This window comes from Acinetobacter lwoffii (assembly GCF_024129735.1).
GTDB lineage: Bacteria > Pseudomonadota > Gammaproteobacteria > Pseudomonadales > Moraxellaceae > Acinetobacter > Acinetobacter lwoffii_H.
This window is the reverse complement of record NZ_JAMXXK010000036.1, coordinates 1-12,079: the sequence shown is the minus strand read 5'-3', so window position 1 is coordinate 12,079 and position 12,079 is coordinate 1. Positions and strand designations below refer to the sequence as shown.

Annotated in this window: 8 protein-coding genes; 5 read left to right on the top strand and 3 right to left on the bottom strand. The window is 44.9% G+C overall.

The features are described 5' to 3' along the window. Positions 1 to 103: 103 nt before the first annotated feature. A complete protein-coding gene (locus tag NI469_RS10880) occupies positions 104 to 2,290 on the bottom strand; it encodes a carboxy terminal-processing peptidase (RefSeq protein WP_253147069.1) in 2,187 nt (728 codons plus the stop codon). 200 nt (positions 2,291 to 2,490) lie between these two features. Between NI469_RS10880 and nagZ the strand changes: the two genes are divergently transcribed. Together nagZ and NI469_RS10870 are read left to right on the top strand one after the other, a co-directional pair. Continuing rightward, positions 2,491 to 3,513: a beta-N-acetylhexosaminidase gene (gene nagZ, locus NI469_RS10875; protein WP_129716387.1), complete on the top strand. Its 1,023-nt coding sequence runs from the start codon at positions 2,491 to 2,493 to the stop codon at positions 3,511 to 3,513. Between the two features lie 123 nt (positions 3,514 to 3,636). Further along, a complete protein-coding gene (locus NI469_RS10870) occupies positions 3,637 to 4,500 on the top strand; it encodes a class I SAM-dependent methyltransferase (protein ID WP_253147070.1) in 864 nt (287 codons plus the stop codon). Between the two features lie 28 nt (positions 4,501 to 4,528). Here the strand turns inward: NI469_RS10870 and NI469_RS10865 are convergent, their stop codons facing one another. Next, complete coding sequence (locus tag NI469_RS10865) at positions 4,529 to 5,866, bottom strand: alpha/beta fold hydrolase (protein WP_085064841.1); 1,338 nt, start codon at positions 5,864 to 5,866, stop codon at positions 4,529 to 4,531. Positions 5,867 to 6,194: 328 nt separating this feature from the next. Here NI469_RS10865 and NI469_RS10860 point away from each other — a divergent pair, with 328 nt between their 5' ends. The 3 genes from NI469_RS10860 to pta all read left to right on the top strand — a co-directional run bounded on the left by NI469_RS10860 (position 6,195) and on the right by pta (position 11,324). Beyond that, on the top strand, positions 6,195 to 7,460 hold the full coding sequence (locus tag NI469_RS10860; RefSeq protein WP_004278400.1) for a glutamate-5-semialdehyde dehydrogenase: 1,266 nt from the start codon (positions 6,195 to 6,197) through the stop codon (positions 7,458 to 7,460). A gap of 450 nt (positions 7,461 to 7,910) precedes the next feature. Beyond that, entirely contained in the window at positions 7,911 to 9,131 is a 1,221-nt protein-coding gene (locus NI469_RS10855; protein WP_004729551.1) for an acetate/propionate family kinase, read from the top strand. A gap of 54 nt (positions 9,132 to 9,185) precedes the next feature. Next, on the top strand, positions 9,186 to 11,324 hold the full coding sequence (pta, locus tag NI469_RS10850; protein WP_253147071.1) for a phosphate acetyltransferase: 2,139 nt from the start codon (positions 9,186 to 9,188) through the stop codon (positions 11,322 to 11,324). A 231-nt stretch (positions 11,325 to 11,555) separates the two neighbouring features. Here the strand turns inward: pta and NI469_RS10845 are convergent, their stop codons facing one another. After that, positions 11,556 to 11,795 (bottom strand): DUF2171 domain-containing protein, encoded by a 240-nt coding sequence (locus tag NI469_RS10845; protein ID WP_004729548.1) that lies wholly within the window; start codon positions 11,793 to 11,795, stop codon positions 11,556 to 11,558. Positions 11,796 to 12,079 lie beyond the last annotated feature (284 nt).

The following is a 12,079-nucleotide window of genomic DNA, read 5'->3' as shown; positions in this document are numbered from 1 at the left end:
ACTTCATAGCAAAATTTTATTTGGATTTTTGTGCAGATTTACAAAATAAAAAAATAGCCTGTCGAAACAGGCTATTTTTATCAACGATCAATGAGGCTAAAACTTAGGGTTTTGCCTGTAATTTGGCATAGTCCAGTAACACATTTGCCGCTTCAATCACAAACGCTTCTTCTTCAGGCAGAGCCGGACGTTCTTTGGCCTTCATCTTGGCACGTGTTTCAATCAAGGCATCCAGTGAAGCCTGATAACTTTCCCAGTTTGGATAAGGTTTCAGACCTGTTGCAGCACGACGAGTGTTTTCTGCGTCCAGCGTTTTTTGCTCCATGGCAATCAACTCAGCTTTACGCTGTTGCAAGTCCAGTACCTGACGTTTCTCTTCTTCGGCTTTCTTCATCACGGCTTTACGCTGTTCTAAATACTTGAACTGAGAATCCAGTGTGACCCGTTGCTGAGAAAGTTTGGCCAATTCAGGGACGTATTTCTGTACAGCCCCTTCACGTTTAAATGGTGCCGTTGGAATGGTATCCCACTGCAAGGCATTTTTAGCCTTACGCTCACCAAACTCTTCGTTATAAATATCGACCAGTTTAATGTCTGGAACGACCCCTTTATTCTGGGTACTGCCACCGGTCACACGGTAGAATTTACGCTGCGTCAATGTCGCCTGACCATGCGCCAGACTATCCAGTTGCACCTGTGCTGTACCTTTACCGGTGGTGGTACTGCCAATCACAATCCCGCGTTCATAATCCTGAATCGCAGCAGAGTAAATTTCACTGGCCGATGCAGAGGCCAGATTCACCATCACTGCCAGTGGACCTGCATAAGTTTGTGCACCGCCATCATCATCTTCAAAGACGCTGACATTACCATTGCCATCACGGATCTGCACCACTGGGCCAGACTTGATCACCTGCCCCAACATACGTGCCACTTCTTCCAGTGAACCACCTGGGTTATTCCGTAAATCGATAATAATCCCAGCAACATTCTTCGCTGCCAGCTCTTTCAAGGCCTTGTTGGTATCTTCAGATACCGAGCGATAATCGGTACCAGCACGGCGTGCGCGATAGTTCAGGTAGAACGATGGAATTTCGATCACACCATATTGATATTTCTTGCCATCGCGTTGAATGTCGACCACACGTGTACGCACACCGGCATCTTCTTCCTGAATCACGTCACGGGTAATGGTCACATTACGTGCCTGCCCCATGGCAGCACCCGCACCGAGCAAGCGTAGAGTGACTTTCGTGCCACGTTTACCACGAATCAGACCGACAATTTCATTACTTGGCCAGCCAATGACATCGACCATTTGCTCGCCGTCTTGGGCTACACCAATGATACGATCACCTGATTTAACTTGACCGGATTTGCTGGCCGGACCACCTTCAACGATGGTTTCAATCTTGGTATAATCTTCATTGCCACGCTCCGGACGAATCGATACGCCGACGCCTTCCAGCTGTAAAGTGGTCTGACGATTCAGCTCCATCGCATCCACAGGCGGGAAGTAATTACTGTGGGGATCATAAGTCAGCATCATCGCGTTCAGTGTCTTGTCGAGCACATCATCACTTTTGACGCGGCTGAGACGTTCCAGTTGACGGGTATAACGCTTGGTCAAGGTTTGCGCAGGCGTTAGATCTTCAGGACCAGTCAGGTCTTGTCCATTGGCCAATTCCGGATTGGCTTTCAGCGCTTTCTGCTTGGCCAACTCCTCTTCTTTACTGATGGTCAGATTGATCAGCTGAGACACCAGCATTTTTGACCAGTGCGCACGCTGTTCAGCCTCAGTTTTAAAGAATGGCGCTTTCTCACGATCCGTTTCGATATAAACATTTGGCTGATTCAGATTCTGCGGTTTTTTCAGCTCATTCAACATATAGGTGTAGAACTGGTGCAAGCGCTGTTGATATTGCGCATGCATTTCATAAGGACCAGACAAATTGCCGGCTTTCAGATTGGCACCAAAATTGGCACCATAGCGTTTCTTATAGTTTTCAACTTCGGGGGCCAGAAACAGACTGTGTTCCGGATCAAGACTATCAATATAGAAATCAAAAATACGCTGTGAAGTCTGGGCATCCAGACGCATATTTAAATAGTGCTGACGGTCAACCAGGGTTGCCAGCTGACGTGACACCAGCGCCTGCTCTTGAGATGGCTGAATTGCTTTACTGACCACTTCATTACTATTGGCCGCAATCGCATCATTCACTACATGGGTAAAAAATAATCCACCTGTCGCAATCGCAACTGCGCAAGCTATAGTTTGAAATTTCATAAATAATTCGTACTTCCTTGGCCTAGAGACCAATGTGACCGTGTTGCTTTTCGACCAGAATTTAACGTATTCAGCATCTTAAACAACTTAATATGTTTATGTCGTGTAGTTTTATCATATTCTGTGCTGACAAAGTGTAGCAAATCATTGCAGAATTCAGGTATTGTTTTCTCCGAAAAACTCTAAAACGGATTCCGCATATGATTGGCGCATTGATGCTCGACATCGCAGGCACAACCCTCACTCAAGAAGATATTGAACTATTAAGTGCGCCGCAAGTCGGTGGAGTGATTTTATTTGGTCGCAATATTGAATCTCCGGCGCAAGTCCGTGCTTTGACCGATCATATGCGTCAGGTGCATCCTGATATTTTAATTGCGGTAGATCAGGAAGGCGGTCGTGTCCAGCGTTTAAGACAAGGCTTTACCCTGCTGCCTGCCACGGGGAAATTTGGCGAACTTTATACGCGCGATCCACAGCGTGCCCTAGAGCTGGCTGAAAAATGCGGCTGGCTGATGGCGACTGAAGTGCTGGCTGTCGGCATTGATTTCAGCTTTGCCCCAGTACTGGACTTGAATGACATCAGTGATGTGATCGGTGATCGTAGCTTTGCCCAAAATATCCAGGACATTATTCCACTCGCCAGCGCATTTCTAAAAGGTATGAAACGTGCCGGTATGGCTTCAACTGGTAAACATTTCCCCGGTCATGGCTCGGTCAAAGCGGACTCGCATGTTTCTGCAGCAATTGATACGCGCTCTTATACAGAGATTCAGCAAAAAGATATGCAAACATTTATACAACTGCAATCACAACTGGATGCGCTGATGCCGGCTCATGTCATCTATAGCCAAGTTGATCTAAATCCAGCCGGATTCTCTGAATTCTGGATTCAGAAAGTTTTACGTCAGGAGCTTGGTTTTGACGGTGTCCTGTTCTCAGATGATTTAAGCATGCAGGCCGCCTGTGTCGCAGGCGGTGCCGATGCCCGAATTCAGGCCGCCCTTAAAGCTGGTTGTGATATGGGTCTGGTCTGCAATGATCGTGCAGCACAATGTATTGCACTAGAAGGAATTGAAGATTTGCCCCTCCCGAACCAGCAACGCCTGGAACGCATGCGCGGCAACATCCCGAACATCCAGATTGGTGATGAACTGGATCTGGGTGAAGAATGGCGCGAGATCCGTGATGAAATACTGGCATTTAAACAGCAATCCAGCTAAAACTTTTTAAATCCAATCAATATGAAAAAGGGACACGACAAGGTGTTCCTTTTTAATTATAGTAATGAAAAGGTTACACTATTATTCAATCAACTTAAAAATAACAATAAGGTCAGAACAAATATGACAGACTCACTTTCGCAACATCGCCATATTTCTTTTACGGCGCACTATACCGGCTATATCTGGTATCAAATGGGAATCTCACATCCAGCCTTTGCTACATCCAAAGGCAAGTTTCTGGCCAAACTGCTTCATCCCCTTGAATCCTGGGCAGAACGCCATGTCGGCGGTAGCATGCGGACTACACTCAAGCAGCGTCATCAGATGATTGATGAGCATTTGTGTCAACTAATTGAGCAACACCCACAACTTCAGGTTCTTGAAATTGCCTGCGGACTATCTCCCCGCAGCTGGAATTTCAGACAGAAATTTCCCGAGATTAATTATCGTGAACTGGATCTGCCCGATATGGCCAAGATCAAGACGCAGGCTTTACAGCAAATTGATCAGCATGCACCTGAAGTCCTGACTGCCGATATTTTTAGTGAAGAACTGGACTGTATTTTTCAGATGTTTGACCGCAACCAGCCCTTAGTGGTCATTAGTGAAGGACTGATTAATTATTTTAATCAGCAGATGTTACGCATTCTGATGCAGGGTATTACAGAAAATGCGCAGTATTTCCCGGCAGTTCACTATCTCAGCGATATTTACCCCGAACCGGTGAAAAATAAACTAGCGAACTTTATCTGGAGCAGTAGCCGTCTGCTTAAATTCATGTCTCGAAGTGCGTTTACCTTTCATTTTAAATCCCCTCAAGAACTACAGCACTTTTTTCAAGATGCAGGATTTGACCAGGTTGAGGTACAACAACCACAACGTTATTTTGCCGAGCCTCATCAGCCAAACCCGACTCATGAACAGGATGAACATTTAGGTGATCTGGTCTGGATGATTCATGCCGTGAAAAAAAACAGCGTTTAAGTACGCTGTTTTTTAATGCTGCTGTTTTTTAAATTGCTGCATCAAATACTTCAGTTTGTGACAGTACTTTTTGCATTTGTACAAAGCGTAATAAGCGTTCTGCGACTTCAAAACTGCCATGTTTGAATAAAGCACGCAGCTGAGTATCATCCTGTTCAAAGATCAGGCACTCAATCTGAAATTCCCCAACTTCATCTTCCAGATGCAAGGCCAGATCACGTGGATAAGCTGTTGCGCATACTGCCTGTTCTACATCTAACTCCAGCAATACCCCAAAGAAATTCATGTCCACGATCTCTGCTTTTAAAATGAGATCAGAATGACGATGACTGAGGAAACGCTGTGAATCTTGCACCTGAATCCGCTCTTCACCGCGACGTTCAAGCTGCTGTATCTGCTCAGGGCTAAACGGAATAATTCCCGGCAACTGATCGACCGGTTCATCACGTAAGAAGGTTGCAAACAGATGCATGGTTTCTTTACGACGTTGTAACTGCGGTACATGATCGGCGCCTGCAATTTGTACATACTGCATATTCGGACATTGCAGGGCAAAATTGGCATTCTCATGTGGCAAGGTAAAACTGTCATATTGCCCACATGCCACCAGCACTTTGCACTGTGGAATCGGCACATTGGTCAGACGCAATAAACGGTTGCAATTGATATCATAACGATCCTGTTCGGTGGCCGTAAATTCCGCCATCTGTTTAAAGAACAAACGCTTTGCAGTCGGTGACATCCGGGTTTCTGTTAAACGTGCATGATTCACCAGGTACAAAATGACGGCCTGACCAAATTCATCCATACGCTGTTCTTTCATCAGGTGTAGGGATTCTTCCAGCAGCATTCGCCAGCTTTTACGGGTTTTCTGCATCACACCCATCAGAATCATCCGATCGACCAGTTCAGGACGCTGATCTGCCAGACAGGAAGCCACCACTGACCCCAAGGACATGCCTAGAATTGCCACTTGCGGCAGCTGCATCTGTTCCAGCCAGCGCCCCAGCATCGCAGCAAGGTCTTCAAGCTCCAGTGTTCCGGCAGACAGACCTGTGTCGACATTACTAATCTGCTGGTTGGCCCCCATGGATGGTAGGTCAATCAGAATAATGGGGCCTGCATCAAAAAGCTGTTCTACACAGTATTTGTAGGAATTAAAATTCTGAAAAGCTCCCCCAATAATCACCATGGGTCTTAAATGTAAGGTATCCGGACGGGCGATCGCCATATATTCGATTTTCCAGCCATCCATCCAGGTGGTGCGTGGCGGCTGCTTAAAACTGTGCTTATCATAAAGATCAAAAAAACCATCGTGGCTATGTTGTTCCAATACATGGGCGTCCATGTGGATAATGGAATTCATATTCATATTCCTTTTCCTCCGTCCTTGCCTTATTTTTATTGTGCAAGTCATGCTTAACAGATCTTATATTTCAGGCGCATTCCGGTGTGCCTGAACACGCATCCTGCTCTTTAATAATTATAAATGACATCAATGCCGCGTGTTTCATTCTATACAGAGCTGCTTTTCACAAGCAACCGCTTCAGTGACCACTTATCTACTTTTAAACAGAAAACAATTTCAAAATGTTTAGAAGTCTGCGAAAACGGATGATTTTTAATAGATGGGCTTCATTGTGCAGCAGCAGGCTGTTAATATCGAAATGAAATTTCTAAGTGATCAAACCGCTATGCAAGAGTCTATTGAACAATACATGCAAACGGTAGGACAGCAGGCACGCCAAGCGTCTCGCATTTTGGCTCGCGCGTCCACCCAAACTAAAAATAATGCGTTATCCGCTATTTATACGGCTTTGGAAAATAGCCAAGCTGCTATTTTGGTTGCTAACCAGAAAGATATGACTAAGGCGCATAATAACAATCTGGACCCTGCCCTGCTTGATCGCTTAGAACTCAACCCCGCGCGCTTTAAAGGTATGTTACAGGGCCTGAAAGATGTCATTGGCCTGAAAGATCCAATTGGTGAAATTAGTGATATGGCTTATCGCCCATCCGGGATTCAACTGGGCAAGATGCGTGTGCCTTTGGGTGTGGTCGGCATGATCTACGAGTCACGTCCTAACGTCACGTTGGAGGCGGCATCACTCGCGCTCAAATCAGGCAATGCCATTATTTTACGGGGCGGCTCAGAAGCTCTGGAATCGAATCAGGCAATTGCAGTCGCGATTCAGCATGGCCTGAAAGTCGCAGGCTTGCCTGAGGCTGCCGTACAGGTCGTGAATACGACTGACCGCGCTGCAGTGGGCCAGTTGATTACCATGACCGAATATGTGGATGTGATTGTGCCTCGTGGCGGCAAGAGCCTGATCGAACGAATTACCGAGGAAGCACGCGTACCGGTCATTAAACATTTAGATGGCAACTGTCATGTGTATGTGGAAGCTCAAGCAGATTTGTTGAAAGCATTGCCTATTGCGCTCAATGCCAAAACCCATCGCTATGGTGTATGTAATGCCATGGAAACCCTGCTGGTCGATGAAAAAGTCGCTGAAGAATTCTTGCCACGCATCGCAGAGCTTTACCAAGAGAAAAAAGTCGAACTTCGTGGTTGCCGGGAAACCCAGCGTATTCTTGGAGATGCAGTCATTACGGCCACTGAAGAAGACTGGTATACCGAGTATCTGGGCCCGATTCTGGCGATCAAAGTCGTTTCTGGTATAGAAGAAGCCATTGAGCACATCAACAAATATGGCTCGCATCATACCGATTCCATTATTACTGAAAACTACAGTCTGGCTCGCGAATTTCTGGCGGGTGTAGATTCAAGTTCGGTCATGATCAATGCCTCTACTCGTTTTGCAGATGGTTTTGAATATGGCTTAGGCGCAGAAATCGGGATTTCGACCGATAAAATCCATGCTCGTGGCCCAGTCGGTCTTGAAGGCCTGACGTCGCAGAAATGGATTGTCTTTGGTGATGGTCAGATTCGCCAATAAGTATTCAGATCGCTCATTTAAAACAGCCTCATAAATGAGGCTGTTTTTTATGGACAGAAAAATTGACACTGAAATAGATGGATTAGAACCTTCCGGTTATTTTATTGATGAATCTCTTTATAGAATTGTATGTAAAAACAATATTTGCCTTTTCAGGCGCTAAACTAAAGAATTAATCTGTTCTAAAATTAAATTTAAGCAGAGTTTAGTATTCTTATTGATGATATTTTCAGCATCATTTTATTTATAAATGAAAACTATGAACTGATAAATTTTAGTTATTATTGTTAAATCGGTCGATAATGCTTAAGTCTAATCTGCTAAAGTCTATCTAGGACAGAAAAAAAACAAATGTTAAAACATATTCATTGATCTGGATTGCTGCTTCATTGCCTGCAATTGGGTCAAGCAAATGGACGAGAATTTTAATTAAAAATTGGGTAATCAATCGTGTCTAAATCAGTATTAGTTATTAATTGTGGCTCTTCTTCAATCAAGTTTGCATTACTTCTTGAGGAGCAGAATTTCCGTATTCATGGTTTAGCTGAGAACTTAGGCACAGAGAATGCTCGCATTAAAGGTGTGACAGTTGGCAATGAGCCGGTCGATATCCACATTCCATTTGCTGACCACAAAAAAGCACTCGAAGTCGGTCTGGAACGTCTAGCCAACTACCGTCCGGATGCGATCGGTCACCGTGTGGTACATGGGGGCAGCCTGACCAAGGCTGAACTGATCAATGACGAAATTATTGAAAAAATTCGTGAAGCAACACCGCTTGCGCCATTACACAATCCGGCTCATCTGATTGGCATTGAAGCTACCAAACGTTTATTCCCGGAATTACCACAGGTGGCGGTATTTGATACTGCCTTCCACCAAACCATGCCAGCGCATGCTTATCGTTATGCCCTGCCGAAATTTTTATATACCGCTCATGGTGTACGTCGCTATGGTTTCCACGGGACTAGTCATGCCTATGTTTCAGAGCGCGGTTCTGAACTGGCAGGCAGTTTCAAACAAGGTGGCTGGTTAACCGCGCATTTAGGTAATGGTAGCTCGACCTGTGCCGTTTGGAATGGGAAAAGTGTAGATACCTCAATGGGCTTAACCCCGCTTGAAGGCATTGTTATGGGCACACGCAGTGGCGATGTCGACCCAAGCCTGCATAGCTTCCTGGCGAAAAACCTGGGTTGGGATATTTATAAAATTGACAAGATGCTGAATAGCCAAAGTGGTCTTTTGGGTCTGTCTGACCTGTCGAATGACATGCGTACCCTGATTGAAGCTTCAGAGCAAGGCAATGAAGATGCCGCACTGGCGATTGAAGTATTCTGCTACCGTTTAGCTAAATCTCTGGCAGCGTTGAGCTGTGGTCTGCCACGTCTTAATGGTCTGTTCTTCACTGGCGGTATTGGCGAAAATTCAGCCTATATCCGCGAAAAGACCATGACTTACCTGCCCCACTTCGGCTTCAATCTGGATAAAAACGCCAACAATGAATTGAAACGCGGTACTGAAGGTCGGATCGATTCAGGTACAGGCCCACAAATCTGGGTAGTGCCAACAGATGAAGAAGGCCGTATCGCACAAGAAGTTCAAAGTGTGGTTGAACTTGAGGTGGAGCGCAATACTGCAAAAAAGTCTAAAGCTGAGGTAACGCCTGCATAAGCAGGCTTAGCCACTTTTTAACTGATTTTTATTATTCTGCGACTGACATAACTTATGAAAACAATTTTATTGGTTCCCACTGGGGAAGGCGTAGGCTTAACTTCTGCATGTTTGGGCCTGATTTATGCACTGGAATGCCAAGGGGTAAAAGCTGGTTTCCTGAAACCTTTTGCCCAGGAATTGAATGAAATCGAAGACCGAACCACGGCTTTGTATCGTCATATTTCTCAAAGTGAAACTGTTGAACCCATCCGTTATAGCAAAGTCTTGCAGCAGATCAATCTGGGTGAACAGGATGAATTGCTTGAAGAAGCGGTACGTCTGCATCGTCAAATCGCCAAACAGCATGACCTGATTATTGTCGAAGGTCTGCTGCCAAATACTCAGGACAGTTTTGCCGATGATTTGAATGCTTCACTGGCACAAGCTCTTGATGCCAAAGTTATTGTGGTCAGCAATGCCAATATTCAGCAGCCAAGCCAAACCGCAGACAAAGTTGAACATCAGCTGCGTAATTTTGGTGGCGCTAGCTCTACCCGTCTGGCAGGTATCATGTTAATGCGCACCAAAGGCCTGCCTGAAGAATCTGCGCAGATTCCTGTCACGCTGAATCCAGATTTACGCCTTAAAGCTGAAACCGCCGAATTTATTACAGCTATTCAGCAGACGCATCCGCATATTGGTTCTGAAAAATTGCCAGTGATTGGCTTGGTGCCTTTCAGTAAAACCTTAAGTGTGCCACGCATGTCTGATCTGGCTGCCCATATTTCTGCTTACTGGATTAATGAAGGCGAAGCCAAACAGCGCCGTGTGCAACACAGTAGTCTGATTTCAGCCAATATTGAACATGAACTACATAAGTTTGTAGCTGGCGAATTAATTATTAGTGCCTCTGACCGGATTGATGTATTACTGGCAAGTAGTCTGGCCAGCAGTAATGGGATTCCTTTGGCCGGTCTGGTGCTGACTGAACATCAACAGCCAAATGATCATGTACTGGAATTCTGCCAGGCTGCCATCAAGCAAGGTTTACCGATTTTACATACACCACTCAGCACGTTTGAAACCGCACAAAAACTGGCAAATCTCAGCAATGAAATTCCAGTGGATGATACCGAACGTGCAGATCAGGTGACACGTTTTGTTTCAAGCCATATCAATCCGGAATGGCTGAATCAAATGTTGAATGGTTCTTATAAGCCACGTCTGTCACCTTCCGCTTTCCGTCATGAACTGGTACAGAAATCGATTGCTGCGAAAAAACGTATTGTACTGCCAGAGGGTGATGAACCGCGTACCGTACAGGCTGCGGCCATTTGTCAGTCCCGTGGCATTGCGCAATGTATTTTGCTAGCGAAGCCTGAAGCTGTGCTAGAAGTAGCCAAAGCGCGCGGCATTGAATTGCCTGAAGATCTGGAAATTCTTGACCCGGATTTGGTGCGTGAAAACTATATCGACAAGATGGTCGAGCTGCGTAAAGGCAAGCTCAATGAACTGCAAGCCCGTGAACAACTACAAGATACGGTAGTACTTGGCACCATGATGCTGGCACTGGATCAAGTCGATGGCCTGGTTTCTGGTGCAGTACATACCACCGCAAATACGGTACGTCCTGCTTTTCAGCTGATCAAGACTGCTCCAGATTATTCTCTGGTATCTTCCGTATTCTTTATGCTGTTGCCAGATGAAGTCTATGTGTATGGTGACTGTGCGATCAATCCGGACCCTGATGCAGAACAGCTGGCCGAAATTGCAATCCAGTCCGCCGATTCTGCCAAAGCCTTTGGTATAGATCCACGCATTGCCATGATTTCCTATTCGACAGGAACTTCGGGTACTGGCGCTGATGTGGAAAAAGTCGCGGAAGCTACACGCATTGCCAAAGAACGTCGTCCTGACCTGTTGATTGATGGGCCATTACAATATGATGCAGCATCGGTGGAAAGCGTGGGGCGCCAAAAGGCACCTAATTCACAAGTGGCTGGACGTGCCAATGTATTTATTTTCCCGGATCTGAATACCGGTAACACGACCTATAAAGCGGTACAACGTGCTGCCAATGTAGTCAGTGTTGGACCAATGCTGCAAGGCTTGAATAAGCCGGTCAATGACCTGTCGCGTGGTGCCTTGGTCGATGACATCGTGTTTACCATTGCCTTAACCGCGATTCAGGCCGAGCAGCAAGAAGCTTAATACTTCTTAAATTTAAGTTTTCCAAACCATCTGATTGAAAAATCAGGTGGTTTTTTTATAAAAAAACACTCATAGCTTCAATAAATTCAGCACGCGATCATTATCTCGTTTTAATAAACAATAAAAATGCCAGTCTTTCGAACTGGCATTTTCAACGGTTACTCATAAAGTCTGTGACATAAAAAATTAAGCTGAAGCAGCCCTGCTTTTCAGTCCACTGACTTTAATTTCTTATAAGGTAGTCCACTCTTTACGTACCTCTTCCGCAGTTTTATTGAGCACGACGCTATCGTCTTTGATTTCACTTACCCAACTCAAGGGAATCAGATGATGCTCATTATTTTCATCATCACTTCTTGTTAATTTAATTGAATCCTGACCTTCTAAATGGTCCACCTTCCCGACTTGAGTACCACATGAAGCAATGACTGAAGCATGTTCTTTAATATCACTTGCATTAAAATTGTTCATTCTACTTGCCTGTTTCTAGAAGTTGAGAGAAACAGTCTAAGCAATAAAAAATGCCGCATGTGTAAGGGTTTTCAGGCTTTGAGTTTTTCTGGGTTAAAAATGTAAATGGTCAACATGGCTTGAGTAAGCTATAGGAGAGATACTTTTTAAATTTGAGTTTTCAAATATTTTTATAACTGGATTTGAAGATTTAAAGATTTGAAGATTTGAAGATTTGAAGATTTGAAGATTTGAAGATTTGAAGATTTGAAGATTTGAAGATTTGAAGATTTGAAGATTTGAAG

What these genes read in the sequence shown, in the direction of transcription:
- NI469_RS10870 (WP_253147070.1), top strand. Translation starts at nt 3,637, where the DNA reads ATGACAGACTCACTTTCGCAACATCGCCATATTTCTTTTACGGCGCAC.
- NI469_RS10845 (WP_004729548.1), bottom strand. Translation starts at nt 11,795, where the DNA reads ATGAACAATTTTAATGCAAGTGATATTAAAGAACATGCTTCAGTCATT.
- nagZ (WP_129716387.1), top strand. Translation starts at nt 2,491, where the DNA reads ATGATTGGCGCATTGATGCTCGACATCGCAGGCACAACCCTCACTCAA.
- pta (WP_253147071.1), top strand. Translation starts at nt 9,186, where the DNA reads ATGAAAACAATTTTATTGGTTCCCACTGGGGAAGGCGTAGGCTTAACT.
- NI469_RS10880 (WP_253147069.1), bottom strand. Translation starts at nt 2,290, where the DNA reads ATGAAATTTCAAACTATAGCTTGCGCAGTTGCGATTGCGACAGGTGGA.
- NI469_RS10865 (WP_085064841.1), bottom strand. Translation starts at nt 5,866, where the DNA reads ATGAATTCCATTATCCACATGGACGCCCATGTATTGGAACAACATAGC.
- NI469_RS10860 (WP_004278400.1), top strand. Translation starts at nt 6,195, where the DNA reads ATGCAAGAGTCTATTGAACAATACATGCAAACGGTAGGACAGCAGGCA.